Source organism: Rhodococcus sp. RS1C4 (assembly GCF_002258225.1).
GTDB lineage: Bacteria > Actinomycetota > Actinomycetes > Mycobacteriales > Mycobacteriaceae > Rhodococcoides > Rhodococcoides fascians_E.
Genome location: NZ_NOXZ01000014.1, coordinates 37,336 through 54,798, shown reverse-complemented (window position 1 = coordinate 54,798; position 17,463 = coordinate 37,336). Strand labels below are relative to the sequence as shown.

The window sequence follows — 17,463 nt, the reverse complement described above, 5'->3', positions numbered from 1 at the left end:
AGGTCGAGGTCGTTTTTGCGACCCTACAGAACGACCGTATGGGTAGCTGAGTTGTCTGCGAAGCCGTCCGCAGTGAGCCTGAGGAGGGGTAGCAGAAGTGTCGTCTGGAAGTGCGCCGCTGGAGGATGGCCTGTTTCCGCTTTCTGCTGCCCAGATGAACATCTACTTCGCGCAGAAGCTGGCACCGGACGTGCCGTTCACGATCGCCCAGTACGTCGAGATCCGCGGGCACATCGACCCACCGACGCTCATCCGCGCCACCGATATCGCCTGTCGTGACCTGGAGTCGCCGGGCGTGAGGCTGACCGAGATCGACGGCCGTCCCTACCAATGGTTCGACACCAACGTGCCCTACGCGATGATCCACCGGGACTTCCGCGGCCAACTCGATCCCGTCGCCTACGCCCACGAGTACATGAACGCGCAGTACCGTACACCCGTCGACCTGGTGCGGGATCAACTGATCGCGTCGGACATCATCCAGGTCGGCGACGACCACTACTACTGGTTCAGCCGCGCCCACCACATCGTCATGGACGGCCTCGGGGCCATCTCCGTGCAGGAACGCACCGCCGCCATCTACACCGCTCTGCTCACCGGCACCGATGCGCCGAAGACCCGAGCCGTCGGCGTCCGTGAGATCTACGACTACGAGGCCGCCTACCCCGCGTCGTCCCGCTACGAGGCCGACCGTCAGTACTGGCTCGGCCGGCTCGACGGACACAGTGACGCCCCGCGCCTCGCGCGTTCGTCCTCGGTGCCGAGCGGCGTCTCGATCAGCGTCGGGGCCGAGCTCGAGCCCGAGATCGCCGACGCCATGGCCGAACTCGCGCGCCGCTACAACTCCTCCGACGTGCCCGTCGTACTCGCAGCGTTCTCGCTGTACCTCGCGCGGATGACCGACACCGAAGACGTCATGCTCAGCCTCCCCGTCTCCGGCCGCGCGACGACCAAGCTGCGTGACTCCTCCGGCATGATGTCCAACGTCGTACCCCTGCGCATCGGCGTCGAGCCCGGGGTCACCGTCGAAGAGCTTCTCCGACGCATTCAGGTCGAGCTCACCGGCGCACTCCGGCACCAGCGGTTCCGGGTGGAGGACATGCAGCGTGCCGCGGGCACCGACGTCGGCGCTGCCGCCGGTCGCGGCATCTTCGGTCCGTCGGTCAATATCATGATGTACAACAGCACAATTCGACTCGGCGATGTCGTCGGTGAGTATCGAGTGCTGTCGAGCGGTCCCATCGACGACATGATGGTCAACGTTTACCCGGGCGTCGCCGGGGCGACCACCCGCGTCGACTTCCTCGGCAACCCGGCCGTGTACACCGCCGACGAGCTCGGCTACCACCACGCACGGTTTCTCGACCTGCTGCGGGAACTCGTCGGCGCTCCCGACGGCTTGTCGGTCTCGGAGCTCACCGTCCCCGGCGCGGAGGACAGCGCAGCGTGGGGTACCACCGAGCCGCAGCTGTTGACCTCGTTGCTGCAGAAATCTGCAGTCGTTCGGTACGGCGGAATCGACCACACCGCTGCCGATTTCGCCCTGAGCGCGGCGGGAGTGGCCTCTGGGCTGCCGGTCGGTACCGAGACGCGAGTTGCCGTGGCGATCGGACGGTCGTATCACTCGCTTCTGGCGGCGTGGGCGGTTTCGGTGGCCGGTGGGTCGTTCGTGCCCGTCGATCCGTTCGAGCCGGCCGATCGGCTGACGCAGATCCTCACCGACGCCTCCGTCGAGGTCGGCGTCACCACCCGCGAGCTCGCCGCGTCGCTACCCGGGTCGGTGCGATGGCTGGCCATCGAGGATCTGCTCGACGCGCAGTCGTTCGAGATAACTACTCCGACAACACGCGTCGACAACGAGGCCTACCTCGTACATACCTCGGGGAGTACCGGGCGTCCCAAAGCCGTCAGCGTCACTCATCGCGGACTCGCGCAATTGGCAGCCGCTGTGGTGGAACGCTATTCGGTGACACCAAGATCTCGGGTGCTGCACCTGGCATCGCCGATCTTCGACGCGTCGATCCAGGAAATACTCTCCGCGTTCGCAGCCGGTGCCACGTTGGTGATCGCGCCCGCCGAGGTGTACGCGGGCAGGATGCTGGCCGATTTCATTGCCGCAGAACGCATCACCCATCTCGTGACCTCCCCGGCAGTCCTCGCGACACTCGAACCCGAGGACCTCGCGGGCATCGACGTGTTCGACGTCGGCGGTGAAGAATGCCCACCGGAACTGCGCGACCGGTTCGCGGCAGCCTCCAACCATATGCCCGCCAACGCGTTGTCCGGTCGGCAGATGCTCAATGCCTACGGACCGACGGAAGCGACCGTCCTGGCCACGCTTTCCGAGCCCATGACGGTGGGCGAACGCGTCACGATCGGTACCGCTCTTCCCGGCGTCCGCGCCGTTGTTCTCGACGGGCACCTGCGTCATGCACCGCGCGGAGGCGTCGGCGAGCTGTATCTCGGGGGCGACGGCATCGCCCGCGGATACGACGGCCAACCCGGTCTCACCGCCTCGCGTTTCGTCGCGGACGTCGGTGGCGCCCGGCTGTACCGAACCGGAGACGTCGTGCGGTGGGCTGTCGACGGCAGCGCGCTCGAGTATCTGGGCCGCAGCGATCGCCAGGTCCAACTGCAGGGGCGCCGCGTGGAACTCGGCGAGATCGAGTCGGTCGCCGCCCGATCGCCCGGCGTCACGGCGGCCGTCGCGGCCGTGCACGATCAACGAATCACGCTGTACGTCACTGGTTTAACCGACAATCTGGACTCGCATCTCTCCGCGCACCTGCCTCGGTGGATGGTGCCGGCCCACGTCACGGTTCTCGACGCTTTCCCGATGACCGCGAGCGGCAAGATCGACAGACGTGCTCTGCCGGCGCCGGTCGTGGGCGAGGACACCGCGTACGTGGCGCCGCGGACCGAGACCGAAACGCTGGTCGCGACCGTCTTCGCCGACGTCCTCGGCGCCGGCGGTCTCACAGGACGGGCTGTCGGGCGCGAACACTCGTTCTTCGACCTCGGCGGGGACTCCCTCAGCGCCACGCGCGTGCTGTCCAGGCTCGGCGGCACGGTGACTCTGCCGACGCTGTTCGATGTCCCCACCGTTGCCGGAGTCGCTGCCGCCCTCGACGCATCCGCCGACCAGGGTTCGTCGCTCGACTTGCTCGACACCCAGGCTCTGTTCGATATGCCGGTGCCGAAACGGATTCCACTGTCCTACTCGCAGCAGCGCATGTGGTTCCTCAACCGGTTCGACGCCAGCTCCCCGGCCTACAACATGCCGGTCGCGCTGCGGATCACCGATGCGACCGCGGGCGACGGATCGATCGTGGTGGCCGCACTGCGAGACGTGCTCGAACGGCACGAGTCGTTGCGCACATACTTTCCGGCGGACGAGGACGGCCCACGCCAGGTGGTGAAGCCCACCGGCCAGGTACTGGACCACATCCCCACGTACGCGGTGCACCCGGACGACCTGGGCGGGCGCATCGCCGCACTGGCGTCGGCCGGCTTCGACGTTGCCGACGACGTGCCGATCCGCGCCGCCGTTCTGCAGTCCGAGCAGGACGTGACCGTCGTGATCGTGCTGCACCACATCGCGATCGACGGATGGTCCATCGACCCGCTGGTCCGTGACTTCGCCGTCGCACACGCCGCTCGACTGGCCGGGCACGCACCCACGTGGTCGAGACTCCCCGCGCAGTACAGCCAGTACGCGGTCTGGAACCGAGCGGTCGTCGACGCCGTCGCGGAAAGCCAACTCGCCTACTGGACAACCGTGTTGGATACCGATCGTCCGCTGGCCGCGCTGCCCGCCGACCATCCACGCCCGCCGGTGCAGTCCTTGGTCACGGCCGACGTCCCGATCACCGTCGACGCGTCGGTGCACTCCGCGATTCGCGATCTCGCGAAGGCCTCCAACGCAACGACGTTCATGGTGGTGCACGCAGCACTCGCCACCACTCTCACCCGGTTCGGGGACGCCTCGCGCACCGTCGTCGGCACACCGTCGGCCGGCCGCGGCCACGAGGCACTGGACGACATGGTGGGAATGTTCGTCGGAACCGTGCCCCTGGCCGTCGACGTCGATCCCTTGTCGACCTTCACGGAACTGCTTGCCGCCGTGCGGCACAACGACCTGGACGCGTTCGCGCACACCGAACTGCCGTTCGAGCGCATCGTCGACGCCCTCGCGACGGACCGATCACTGGACCGGCACCCGATTTTCCAGGTCATGCTCGCGTTCGACAACGCACAGCACCGGTCGGTGGACGACCTCCCGATCACCGTCGTGCCGGTTCCGACGCACACCTCGGAATTCGACCTCGGATTGGTACTCACCGAGACCGCCGACGGCATCACCGGCCAGATCGAGTACGCCGCCGACCTGTACGAGCACCGGACGGTCCAGCACTTCGCGGACACCCTGCTCACCGTGCTCAGCACCGTCGCCGACACACCCGATGCGGTCGTGGGCGACATCGAGCTGGGCGACATCGAGCTGGGGCAGCCGGAGCACCCCGCCGTGGATGCACCCGTGGGCACTCTGTTGGACGTGTGGACCGACGGAAATATCGCTCTCGACGGAGCCGAGACGCTGACGTACGACGAGCTGGATCGTCGCTCCAACCGCATCGCGCGCCTGCTCATCGCCGAGGGAGTCGGGCCGGAATCACTCGTCGCACTGTCGCTGGAACGCTCGGCGGACTACGTGCTGGCCCTGTGGGCCGTGGTGAAGGCCGGGGCCGCGTTCGTCCCCGTCGACCCGACCTACCCCGCAGCCCGACGCACCGCAATCCTCGACGGCATCCGAATCGGGTTCGGCGGCAACGAGACCGGAATCGACTGGGTCGACGAAGCCGCTGCCCTACTGCTCAGCGACGCACCCGTCACCGACGCCGAGCGCACCTCGACGCTGCTGCCGGCGCACCCCGCCTACGTCATCCACACCTCCGGATCCACGGGCACACCCAAACCGGTCGCCGTGACGCACGGAACCGTCCACGCCTTGGCTCAGCAGGTTGTTCCGCGCTACCGCGTCGACGCAGAATCCCGGGTACTGCACGGTTATTCGGTCAACTTCGACGCCGCGATGCTGGAGCTGATCCTGGCGTTCGGTGCGGGCGCGACCCTCGTGATCGCCCCGACCGACCTGGTCGACGGTGACGCGATGGCCCAGTTCCTCACCGAACACGCCGTCACCCACTTCCTGTCCACACCCGCAGTCCTCGCCACGATCCCGCCCGTGGACAGCGTGACGACGGTAGCCGTCGGCGGCGACGTCCTCGGAGCGGACGTCGTGACGCAGTGGAGCCCGAACCGGCTGATGCTCAACGCCTACGGCCCCTCCGAAGCTACGGTGGTGGCGACGCTGACCGATGGCCTGACGACCGACAGTCCCGTCACCATCGGGCGCCCCCTCGCGCACATCTCGGCGCACGTGCTGGACACACGGCTGCGGCCGGTGCCGCGCGGCGGCGTCGGCGAGCTGTATCTGGCGGGCGGACTGGCCCGGGGTTACGGCTCGCGGGCAGCGTTGACCGCCGAGCGCTTCGTCGCAGGTCCGGGCGGTACCCGTCTCTATCGCACCGGCGACCGGGTACGCATCGGGGAGGGCGGCGAGCTCGATTTCCGCGGACGCATCGACACCCAGGTCCAGATTCGCGGAGTGCGAGTGGAACTGGGCGATATCGAGGCAGCACTGCGCACGCATCCCGACGTCACCGCGGCCGTCGCCGACGCACGGGACGGCCGAATCGTGGCCTGGGTCGTGGGAGTGGGCGAGCAGGACGCCAAGCTGTGGCTGCTGGACAGACTGCCGCTGGCGCTGATGCCCACGGCGATCGTGCCGATCGATCGACTACCGCTGACCGCCAACGGAAAGGTCGACACTCGTGCCCTGGTGTCGCCCGACGCACTCGCGGGTGACGCGGTAGCTCGCACCCTCGCCGAAGACGTGATCCTCGGGATCTTCGCCGACACCCTCGGCGAAGCTGCCGAGAACGTGAGCGTCGACGCCAACTTCTTCGTCATGGGCGGCGACTCGCTCCGCGCGGCCCGAGCCGCCACCCGGATCGGCGCAGCCCTGGGGACCCACGTGCCCGTTCGCACGATCTTCGAATCGCCGACGGCAAAGCTTCTCGGCGCATCGGTGCAGAAGCTGTCCACCGAATACGCTCCCCGGCCTGCGCTGACCCACCGTTCGGACGCGCGATCGTTCACGCAGCCGGCCCCCGCCGAGCGCCGGATCTGGCTGCAGAACCGGTACGCACCCGACTCCGCGGCCTACAACATCGCGTTCGAGCTCGCACTACCCGACGACCTCGACGTCGAGGTACTACGAGCTGCCATCACCGACGTCGTCGAGCGCCACCTGCCGCTGCGCACGGTGTACCCGTCGACGCCGGACGGCCCGACGACCACGCTGTTGGACGCGGTCACCGTCGTCTCCTCACTCGACGAACGCCACGCGGACGCGTCGACAGCATCCGTCGAGGGCTTCGATCTGACGATGGAACCACCGGTACGGCTCTCGCTGCAGGAGCGACCCCGGCAGGAGCGGAGCCTGCAGGAGCAACCCCGGCAGGAGCGGAGCCTGCAGGAGCGACCCAGGCAGGAGCGGAGCCTGCAGGAGCGACCCGAAGACACAGTCAAGGTTCTGACGGTGGTTGCGCATCATGTTGCTGTGGACGGGCTGTCTCTCGGGCCGCTGGCGCGGGATGTCGACACTGCACTGACGGCGCGCAGTGCAGGTTCGGCACCCGAGTTCGAACCGCTCGCAGTCGATTACGCCGACTACCGCCTGTGGCAGCAGGACGTCCTCGCCAGTGTCGCCGCACCACAGCTCGACTACTGGCGCACTGCACTGGCGGGGTTGCCGGGCTACCTCGATCTGCCGACCGGGGTCTTGGACGCCGACGCTGCGTACACTCCCGGTGAATTCCGTATCGACGCAGACACTCTCGGTGACCTACGTGGCCTGGCGCATCGCCTGGGCGCGACGGTGTTCGTCGTCGTTCACGCAGCCCTCGCAGCGGTGCTGGCCGAGGCCAGCGGCTCGTCGGACATCGCCATCGGTACACCGGTCTCCGGCAGGTCGCTCCCTGCACTGGACGAGTTGGTGGGCATGTTCGTCGGCACCGTCGTACTGCGAACGGACGTGCAGCCGTCGACGACGTTCGAGGAATTCGTGATCGACGTGCGCAATCGCGACCTCGACGCCTTCGCCAACTCCGACGTTCCGTTCGAGTGGGTGGTCGACGCCGTGGCGCCCACCCGCACACTCGACACGCACCCGCTGTTCCAGGTGTTGCTCGCGATGGGTGAACTCGGCGCGCCGACATTGGAATTCGGTTCCACCTCCGTGACTCCCCGGCGCATCGACATCGAGAGCACGCAATTCGACCTGGAAGTGGTCGTCGAGGAAACGGTCGACGGGCTGACCGGTCGGCTGGCGTACTCGCCCACTCGCTTCGGGCCGTCGGTGCCCGCTGCGTTGGCGGACAGGCTCGCGGCCGTGCTCACCCTCGTCGCGCACGATCCGAGCGTCCGGTTGGGAAGCGCCGAATTCGCCGCAGCCCACTCGTCCGCGATCGTCAGCACCGACGGCTCGGCCGAGCAGTACACGCTGGCCACAGTGTTCACCGAGGCGGCGCGTCGGTGGCCGGACAACACGGCCATCCTCGACGGTGACGAGGAGCTGACCTACCGCGAGCTCGACGAGCGTTCGAATGCCCTGGCGCAGAACCTGGTTTGCCGTGGCGTGGAGCCAGGATCGCTCGTTGCCGTTTCCCTGCCGCGGTCGGCCGAATCCGTGATCGCTCTCTGGGCCGTTGCGAAGTCCGGTGCCGGATACCTCCCGATCGACACGACGCTGCCGACCCACCGGATCCGCGAAATCCTGTCCGACGCCGCGCCGATCACCGGCATCGCAGCGATCGATTCCGGCCTCGCCCAGCCGACATGGCTGACGGTGGGCACCGAGTCGGACGAGAGCTTCACTGCTCGGACCGTTCCCGTGGACAGTACCGCGTACGTCATCTACACCTCCGGTTCCACCGGAACACCCAAGGGTGTGCGCGTCACGCACCGAGGCATCGCGGACCTGGTCGAAAGCCAGCGTGAACTGTTCGACGTGACGCCCGGCTCACGCGTGTTGCAGTTCGCATCGCTCGCCTTCGACGCATCCGTCTTCGAACTGCTGCTCGCGTTCGGCTCCGGCGGAACCGTCGTGGTGGGCGCGCCCGACGTGTACGCCGGACGCGCACTGGAAACCCTGATCGCGCAGCACCAGGTGACCCACGTGTGCCTGACCCCGACGGTCCTGCAGATCACCGACCCGCACGCCACTCCGTCGGTCGAGGTCGTCATCATGGCCGGTGAAGCCACCAATACCGCTCTGCTGCAACGGTGGTCGACAGGTCGCCGCGTGTACAACGCCTACGGACCCACCGAAGGTACCGTCATGAGCACGTGCACGGACGCTGCGCCCCCGGCCGGTCCGGTGACCATCGGCCGACCTACCCGCGGATTCACCACCGCCGTCCTCGACTCCCGGCTGCGACCGGTGGGGGAGGGCATCGTCGGCGAGCTCTACCTTGCAGGCGACGGCCTCGCCGAGGGATACCTGCGTAAGCCGGGGTGGACGTCGAGCAGCTTCGTGGCCAACCCGTTCGGAACCGGACGTCTCTATCGCACAGGCGACCTGGTCCGATGGGTCGGAGGCTCACTCGAATACCTGGGCCGCGCCGATTCGCAGGTCAAGATCCGTGGTCACCGAGTGGAACTCAGCGAAATCGAGTCCGCGCTCCTGCAACACCCGGGAGTGGAACAGGCGTCGGCAATCGGGCGCAGGGGATCGGACGGCAGTGGATCGGACGGCAGGGGATCGGACGGCAGTGGAGCGAACGGCAGTGAATTGAACGGCACTGGATCGCTTGCCGCCTACATCGTCGGACCGGCGCGGCCGCGCTCGGTGCGCGAGTTCCTGGCCCGCACCCTGCCCGCCTACATGGTTCCCAGCACGGTCACCCGCGTCGACACCCTCCCGACCACGTTGTCCGGCAAAGTCGACGCGGCACGCCTGCCGGAGCCGGCACCGGCGTCGGATCCGAAGCTGGCGCCGACGACACCGCTCGAACATGCAGTCCACCAAGTGTTTTCCGACGTGCTGGATCTACCGGCCGACCGATTCGGCGTCGGCGACAACTTCTTCGATCTCGGTGGGCATTCGCTGTCTGTGGTGCAAGTGGTCGACGCTCTCGGAGATCGGCTGGGGCTGACCGTCCCGGTGACGGCCATGCTGACTCACCCCACCGTCGCCGGTGTGGCCGCGCAGCTCCGGACCGGCGCCCGTGACCACGGCGGCGCGTTCGACGTGCTGCTCCCGATCCGCACCGACGGCCCCGGTGAGCCGCTGTTCTGCATCCACCCCGCCATCGGGATCGCGTGGAGTTACCTCTTGTTGCTGAGCGAGACCGACAGGCCGCTCTTCGGACTGCAGGTTCCCGGCATCGCAGGCGGGGAGGATGCGCCGTCGACCATCGAGGATTTCGCGGCGCGCTACGTCGCGGAGATCCGCGCCGTGCAACCGGACGGCCCGTACCACCTGCTCGGATGGTCGCTCGGCGGCGTGATCGCCCACGCTGCCGCCGTTCAGCTGCAGTCCATGGGCGAGGAAGTGGCGCAGCTGACGCTGGTCGACGCGACCCTGACCGCACCCACCGACAGCGCACCGTTCAGCATCGCCGACCTCGCCGATCAGCTCGGCGTGGACGGCGAATCGTTCGACGAGATCCGAGACGGATTGGTCCACGGCCGCGGCGAACTCGCCTTCCTGACCGTCGAGAACCTGCGTCGCATGTACGCACCCGTCGCCGACGCGCCGCAGTGGGTCGCCGCGTACCGGCCGCAGGTGTTCAAGGGGGACGTTCTCTACTTCGCAGCACGCGGATCGCGCGGCGCGGAGCAGTGGGACGAGTTCGTCGACGGCCCGGTCTCGGTAGTGCGGGTCGACGCCGAACACGAGAACATGCTGGGTGAAGCAGGCGCCCACGCACTCGGCCGAGAACTCGGCCTGCTTCTGCCGAAGGAAGGTGTGGCGTGATGACCACCAATCTGCAGCCCTATGTGGACAACGTCCAAGCGCACTACGATCTGTCGGACGAATTCTTCGCCCTGTTCCTCGATACGAGCATGACCTACAGCTGCGCGTACTTCGAACGCGAGGACATGACGCTCGAAGAGGCCCAGACCGCCAAGATCGACCTGGCGCTCGGCAAGTTGGATCTGCAGCCTGGAATGACGTTGCTGGACATCGGATGCGGATGGGGTGCACTCGCCAAGCGTGCCGCCGAGAAGTACGGCGTCGACGTCATCGGACTGACACTGAGCCGCAACCAATTCGACCGCGCCAGTGCCGTCGTCGCGCACCTCGACGGCGTCGAGATCCGTCTGCAAGGGTGGGAGGAGTTCAGTCCACCCGCCGGTCGAACCATCGACCGCATCGTCAGCGTCGGAGCGTTCGAGCACTTCCGGCGCCAGCGCTACTCCGCGTTCTTCGACAAATGCCGGGCCGTGCTGCCACCCGACGGCCGAATGTTGTTGCACACTATCGTCATGCGGCCGATCGCCGAAGTGCTGGCGAGCGGCGTCGTGTTCACCCGCGAGGACGCACACTTCGTACGCTTCATCATGCGGGAGATCTTCCCCGGCGGACAGCTCGCACAATCCGACATGGTGGTCGCCAAAGCGTCCGAAGCGGGCTTACGGCTCGAACGTGAGCACGCACTCGGGCCGCACTACGCGAGAACGCTCGACGAATGGACCGATCGCTTGGTCGACCAGCGAGAAGCCGCAATTGCGTTGTCTTCGAGCGAAGTTTACGAGCGATACATCCATTACCTGACCGGATGTTCGTCCAGATTCAAGGACGGACGCATAGATGTCGTGCAGTTCACCCTGACGCCGGGCGAGTGCTGATGAACTAGCGCGCGAGAAGACCGACAAGCATGAAAACATGAACACGAGCGTTGCTGGAAAAGATGAGGGAGCCCCAAGTGGAAATCCAGGACTACCTGCAGATACTGCGAACTAGATGGATGGTCATCGTGGTCACCGTGGCCGTCGCAGTGCTGGGTGCACTTGCGGTGTCGCTACTGACCACTCCGACCTACCAGTCGTCGAGCCGAGTGTTCGTCTCGACGTCGGGAGGATCGACCGTCAGCGAGACCTACCAGGGCAACCTGTTCTCGCAGCAGCGCGTCGCGTCGTACTCCGAGCTCGTCACCGGTGAGACGCTCGCTGCGCGGACGATCGACGAACTGGGCCTGAACATGACGCCGGCCCAGCTCGCGTCGAAGGTCACGGCCACGTCCACCCCGGACACCGTGCTGCTCGACATCGTCGTCGTCGATACCTCGCCCGGCCTGGCACGCGACATCGCCAACTCCCTCGCAACGCAGCTCACCACCTTGGTCCGTGAACTCGAGACGCCGGAAGACGGCGGAACCCCCGCCGCGGGAGTGCGACTGGTGGAGCAGGCACAGGAATCGTCGGCCCCTGTCAGCCCCAAGACCACCCGCAACCTCGCCCTCGGTGCCGCCGTCGGCCTACTGCTCGGCATCGCACTCGCAGTACTGCGCGACCGACTCGACAACACCATCAAGACCCGCACCAAGCTCGAAGCAGCGTCCAAGACCCCCCTCGTCGGAAGCCTGCCGTTCGACAAGAACCTCAAGGAGAACGCCGTCGTCGAATTCGGCGCGGCACACTCGCCGAGCGCCGAGTCCTACCGCGAGCTGCGCACCAACCTCCAGTTCCTCGAAGTCGACCACCCGCCGCGCGTCATCGTCGTCACCAGTGCCGTTCCGGCCGAAGGAAAGACGACCGTCGCCGTCAACCTCGCCCTGGCCCTCGCCGAGGCCGGCCACCACGTCGCACTCGTCGAAGGTGACCTGCGGCGTCCGCGGGTCTCCAAGTACCTCGGACTGATCGGATCCGTCGGTCTGTCCACCGTCCTGGCCAACCAGGCCGACCTGTCCGACGTCATGCAGCCCACCAAATACGAAGGCCTCGAAGTACTCGCCTCCGGACCGCTGCCGCCGAACCCCTCGGAGCTCCTCGGCTCCGAAGCATCCAGGCGCGTCATCGACGAACTCCGCGGCCGATTCGACTACATCATCGTCGACGGTGCCCCGCTGCTTCCGGTCACCGACTCCGCACTGCTGACCACCCACAGCGACGGCGCCTTGGTCGTCGCACGCTACGGCCACACCACCGAGAACGAGGTCGCCCGAGCCGTCGGCAACCTCGAAACCATCGGCGCGCACATCCTCGGCGCCGTGTTCACGATGATGCCCGCCGGACGCAAGGGCGGCGACAACTACTCGTACTACTACGAGACGGACTCGTCGATCCCTCGTCAGACCCCCAACCCGGTGACACCGGGATCGAGCGTCACAGCATGGGACGGCAGCCAGGCCTCCCCGCCACAGGCCGCCGCACCGCAGGCTGCGCCGCCTCAGGCGTCACCACCGGTCGCGTCGCCTCAGGTATCACCACCGGTCGCGCATCCGGCCGCACAGCCCCCGGTGACCCCGCCGCCGGTCACGCCGCCCGCATCGCCGTACGGAACGGGACAACAGCCTGCTGCGCCGACGTCGTACGAGGCCGGGCCGTCTCGCACGTCGACACCGCGTCCCCCGACGGCCACGCCGCCCGGAACCCCGCCCGGAACCCCGCGGCCTCCGGCGACCTCCGTGCGCAAGCCGGGGGCACTCGACAACGGCGTTGCACCGTCGAGGCGATACAAGGAATGAAAGCGACGCTGCTCGGCGCAGCCGCCGTGTTCTCGTTCGTCGCGAGCATTGCAGTGGCATCGCCGGCCGTCGCTGCCCCAGCTGCCCCCGCTGCTCTCGTGGGGCCGGGCACCGGATACATCACGACCGGAGGCATCGAAGACCTCACGGCGTGCTCGTTCGCGGCCGTCGGATACGACGCGGCCGGACGACTCGTCGGACTGACCGCCGGACACTGCGTGCTGTCGCCCGGCCTGCCGGTCACGCTCGTCGACAACCCCGGTGCCGGACCGGTCGGCGTCACCGTCTCGGGCCACTGGGGTCCGGATTACGGTGTCGTCGAACTCGACCCAGCCAAGGTGATACCCGTGTCCTCGCGCGGCGGGATCACCGTCACCGACATCGGACCCACATTGCCCGGCCAGCCTGTCTGCAAGATCGGCGCGGCCACCGCAACCACATGCGGCACCGTCCTGGACGTCCGACCGGACACCGACATCGTCACGGGAACGCCCACGTTCTGGGCCGACTCGGGCGGAGCTCTGGTCAGCGGAACCACACTCGTCGGCATCGCCAGCCATGCCGACACCGTCCCCGTCCTGAGCCCGACGGTCTACGCATCCGCAGCCGAATCTCTGGCCCGGTTGAACACACGCGGCGGCACAGGAGCAGGATTTCGGCCGATCGGAAGCTAGACAGGCTGCCTGTGACGCTGCGTGGAACAAGACGCGCGGTATGACCAAGCTCATGCATTCAACTGAAGTATTTTTTTGTTCTCGAAACCAATCCAAGAGCATGTTCCTGCACAATCGTCCTCATGCCATCACGTACGGCGCCCCCTCGCCCACCCGGTAAGAATCGTCCCCTCCATGTTGCCGCGGTCGTCGGCCTGTGGACTGCAGTGCTGATAGCTCTCGCTGCCGCAGCCATGACAGGCAAGTTGTAGCTTCATCTCGGAAATCGAGGGAACCGTTTCACTCCCCGCTGCGTCGAACAGGAATAGAAGGCGTTTGATGCGGATGGCGGCCTGAGGCACGGCCGCCGAACCGAGGGGGTACGGATGCTTCAGGTCGATCCCGACTCGTTGCGTGCGCTGTCGTCGTCACTGACGAGGACAGCCGACGCTGTGGCATCACTCGACCCGTCGCCGCCGCTCCGGGTGGGGGTCGAGGCCATGCCTCACTCGGCGTTCGGGGCTGTAGCGGGCAACTCCGCCGAGACAGTTCTCGCCGCCTACCGCACGGCCGCCGAACGCATCCGTCAGATCGCCGAGGCCGCCGGATCGAGTGCCACCAGCTACGACCGCACCGAAGCTGCGTTCCGCGAGCAACTGCACAAGTTCCTCGGCGAGCAGGCATGACCGTCACCGTCTCGCAACTGCGAGCCTGGAATCCGGCCACCCTGACCTGTGTCGGGGACGATCTGGCACAGATCAACCTCGTGTTCGACGAGTCCCTCCGCAGCGTCGCCCGCGCTGCACGCGACACCCTCGAACGGTGGGAAGGCGACGCCGCCGACACCGCCCGGGTCCTCGTCGACCAGGTCGCCGACACCCGCATCGTCGACGCCATCGACGCCTACACCGCAGTGTTCGACGCCGCCGCTCGGGAGATCGCCGCCGTCCGCCAGTCCGTTCTCGCGGTCGTCGACACCGCGCTCGCCGGTGGATTCGACGTCCACGACGACGGCAGCGTGCGCGTCGCCGACCCCGATCTGCAGCAGCGTGCGCAGGGCATCGAAACCCAACTGCAATCCATGCTCAGCAGCGCAGTGGACACCGATTACACCTACGCCACCAAACTGCAGCGCGCAGTCGACGTGGTCCTCGGCCTCCAGCCCGTCGCCGAGCCGCAGCCCTACATCCCGGAGATCCGGTCGATCCTCCCCGACGAACCCCACGACCTGGCCGAGCTGTGGAGCAGGCTCACCCCGTACGAGCGCGACGGCCTGGCGGTGTGGGACCCGACCATCGGAAACCGCGACGGACTGCCCGCCGACGACAAATCCCGATACAACACCGTCCTCCTGCACACCCTCGTGTCCGACGCGCGAGACCGTGTCGCCGAAGTCGAAGCGCGCCATGGCGATTGGCTGCAGGATCGCAACCTCCCCAGCGAGAACCACGACGACGCAGCAGCCCTGCGCGACTACGCCCGATGGCTCGACGACCGCGACGCCGCCGAGACAGCCCTCGCCGGATACGACACCGTCCAAGCCGAACTCAGCCGAGCCGGAGCGCCCACCTACCTGTTGAACATCGACGAACACGGCCGAGGCGCACTGGCATTGAACAACCCCGACACCGCCCAGAACGTCGCCACCTACGTGCCGGGAGCATCCACGGTGCTCGCCTCCATCGGACGAGACCTCTCACGCGCGGAGAACCTGCTCGACTCCGCCAACATGGTCAGCGGCGCACGCAACTCGGTCATCGCGTGGCTCGGATACAACGCCCCTCCCACCCTGCTCGACGCCACCTCGGACAGCTTCGCCGACGCCGGTGCCCCGCGGCTGGAACGGTTTCAGGAAGGTCTGCGTGCGGCCCACGAAGGCGACGCCGCGCACCACACCGTCCTCGGTCACGGGTACGGCAGTGTCGTCGTCGAGCGGGCTTCGCTGGGTGACGGAGACGTCGTCGTGGCCGCGGCCGACACGTCGCTTCCTGGATCGCTCGACGCCACCAGCCCGGTCGAGGGCACCGCGCGTTTCGACGGAAGCAACTACTTCGACCGCGGAAACCCCGCCCTCGACACCATCGGCCGAATCATCGCAGGCAAGGGTGCTGCATGACAACGCTATTCGGCACCGACGCACGAGACAGCGCACTGGACGCACTCGAGAAGTCTCGACGCGCACTGCCGTCGGACGTGCAGTTGAACCGCAAGCACCCCAGTTTCCCGGAATCACAGCTCGCCCTCGGCAAGTTCGAGCCCGCCTACGACGACAACACCACCATCGATGGGCCACATCGCTTCTCGGCCGCGTACTGGGTACTCGGATGCACCGGGCGGGACGCGCTGTCCGTCCTCGCGCACGCCTGGGCGGACTGGGGATGGAGCGTCGACGACCGATCTGCCGACGACCTCGGATCCGTCCGTGCAACATCATCCGACGGCTACCGACTGATCGGCAGGCTCACCGACGACGAGCGACTCAGCCTCGCAGTGTCCTCGCCACCCTTCCCGTACGAGGGGCTGGCACAGGCAGGAACCTGACACCCCTTTTACCGACCCCGCACGCCTGTTCGCGTCAGAGCAGGCGTGCGGAGTCGTCAGTAGGGGTGCTAAGTCCCGACGGCACGCTCCACTCTCGACGCTCCGCGAACATGCTTCTCCACAGCCCCCCAGGCGCTGTTTACCGTCGTGATTTCATGGCGGCCTTGTGCCCCAGGTTCGGGTCGCGGGCCAGGCGTTCGTACTCGACTGTGCCCACGCCATAGAGTGCGACGCGACCCTCACCGTCGTGGTGCGTGCCCCACCCGTAGCGCTTGCCGAGCGGGGAAGCACGCAGGCACGGCTGATCCTTGGCGAAGAACGCTGCCCTCGCTTCGTCCAACTCGCTCGGTGGAACGCCGGTTCTCGCGGCATGGACGGCGAACAGCACGTCGTCCGAGCTCATCTCGTACGGCGCCTGCGAGAGCAGTTCGTACTGCAGCCTCGCGACCGTGGGATTCCCGCGCCCGGCGGGCGGCTCCTCGCCTTCGGTGGCAGGGCAGTCCGGGGCTGCCTCGATGAAGACATTGCGGTAATCGGTGCTCATGGCGACATCGTCACCCACCGGCAGCGACAGCGTATTGCACAATTGCGACATGGTTCGACACCCGGTGGATCGACCGATCGACGTGACCGAACGGTCCGGCGTGCTCGGTCCGGCCAACCTGCCCTTGTTCGACGCGCAGTGGTTCACGCCCGCGCAGTCCGTGCGCGACGTCGTCGACACGTACTGGAGCGTCGAGTGGAACCTGCCGGACGGAACGGACATCGATCAGCAGGTGCTCGAATTCCCCGCCGTGACGCTGAGCATCGAATCCGGCTCGGTCCCCGCACCTTTCATGCTGACCAACGTCCAACGCCGGGCATGGTCGAGAACGATCCGCGGCACAGGCAGGGTCTTCGCGATCCGTTTGCGCCCGGCAGGACTGGCCGTGCTGTCCGACCTCGACCCGTCGAATGTGGAGCAGGAGCAACCCGTCACCGCTGATCTGGACGCCGCCCTCACCCGGCATCTGACGACCATCGCGGCCGAAAAATCCCCGTCGGACCGCGCCGAACGAGCAGACCGATTGATCGAGGATCTGCTGCAGAAGCACCCGATCACCGAGTCCCGGCTACTCGCGAACGCGGTGGTAGACGACCTGGCAGAGAGCGTTCGATCGAGAACCGGACCCGCCCTCGCGCACCGACTCGGCGTCAGCGAACGCGCAATACAACGTGCACTGAAGGAGACACTGGGCATGGGGCCCAAAGCTATAGCCCGACGCATCCGCCTCCAAGAAGTCGTGCGCAGACTCTCACTCCCCGACGCCGACGTCAGCGCCATCGCCGCAGCACTCGACTACACCGACCAGGCACATCTCATCCGCGACTTCAAAGGCGTCGCAGGCACCACACCGGGGCAGTACATACGGGCAATGCCTTCTGGTGGCGGGGCCGAGGGCTAGTCGATA

Annotated in this window: 10 protein-coding genes; 9 read left to right on the top strand and 1 reads right to left on the bottom strand. The window is 67.1% G+C overall.

Features of this window, described 5'->3' with window-relative positions; translation table 11 throughout:
- Positions 1-97: 97 nt before the first annotated feature.
- The 8 genes from CH289_RS05470 to CH289_RS05435 all read left to right on the top strand — a co-directional run bounded on the left by CH289_RS05470 (position 98) and on the right by CH289_RS05435 (position 16,012).
- Complete coding sequence (locus CH289_RS05470; protein WP_256977046.1) at positions 98-10,105, top strand: non-ribosomal peptide synthetase; 10,008 nt, start codon at positions 98-100, stop codon at positions 10,103-10,105.
- Positions 10,105-10,980 carry a cyclopropane mycolic acid synthase family methyltransferase gene (locus tag CH289_RS05465; protein WP_094713951.1) on the top strand — a complete coding sequence of 292 codons (876 nt, stop codon included), beginning with the start codon at positions 10,105-10,107 and terminating at the stop codon, positions 10,978-10,980. The genes CH289_RS05470 and CH289_RS05465 overlap by 1 nt, the downstream gene beginning before the upstream one ends.
- Positions 10,981-11,057: 77 nt before the next feature.
- Positions 11,058-12,818, top strand: a complete 1,761-nt coding sequence (locus CH289_RS05460) for a polysaccharide biosynthesis tyrosine autokinase (RefSeq protein WP_256977045.1) — start codon at positions 11,058-11,060, stop codon at positions 12,816-12,818.
- On the top strand, positions 12,815-13,492 hold the full coding sequence (locus CH289_RS05455) for a chymotrypsin family serine protease (RefSeq protein ID WP_094708865.1): 678 nt from the start codon (positions 12,815-12,817) through the stop codon (positions 13,490-13,492). The genes CH289_RS05460 and CH289_RS05455 overlap by 4 nt, the downstream gene beginning before the upstream one ends.
- 122 nt (positions 13,493-13,614) lie before the next feature.
- Complete coding sequence (locus CH289_RS28670) at positions 13,615-13,743, top strand: hypothetical protein (protein WP_254924982.1); 129 nt, start codon at positions 13,615-13,617, stop codon at positions 13,741-13,743.
- Between the two features lie 114 nt (positions 13,744-13,857).
- Positions 13,858-14,157, top strand: a complete 300-nt coding sequence (locus tag CH289_RS05445; RefSeq protein ID WP_033189079.1) for a type VII secretion target — start codon at positions 13,858-13,860, stop codon at positions 14,155-14,157.
- On the top strand, positions 14,154-15,587 hold the full coding sequence (locus CH289_RS05440) for an alpha/beta hydrolase (protein ID WP_033189080.1): 1,434 nt from the start codon (positions 14,154-14,156) through the stop codon (positions 15,585-15,587). The genes CH289_RS05445 and CH289_RS05440 overlap by 4 nt, the downstream gene beginning before the upstream one ends.
- Positions 15,584-16,012, top strand: a complete 429-nt coding sequence (locus tag CH289_RS05435; protein ID WP_094708863.1) for a hypothetical protein — start codon at positions 15,584-15,586, stop codon at positions 16,010-16,012. Before CH289_RS05440 ends, CH289_RS05435 begins: the two co-directional genes overlap by 4 nt.
- Positions 16,013-16,151: 139 nt before the next feature.
- Here CH289_RS05435 and CH289_RS05430 read toward each other — a convergent pair whose 3' ends face one another.
- Positions 16,152-16,556, bottom strand: a complete 405-nt coding sequence (locus CH289_RS05430; RefSeq protein WP_255182854.1) for a DUF6157 family protein — start codon at positions 16,554-16,556, stop codon at positions 16,152-16,154.
- Between the two features lie 49 nt (positions 16,557-16,605).
- Here CH289_RS05430 and CH289_RS05425 point away from each other — a divergent pair, with 49 nt between their 5' ends.
- Complete coding sequence (locus tag CH289_RS05425; protein ID WP_094727510.1) at positions 16,606-17,457, top strand: helix-turn-helix domain-containing protein; 852 nt, start codon at positions 16,606-16,608, stop codon at positions 17,455-17,457.
- Positions 17,458-17,463 lie beyond the last annotated feature (6 nt).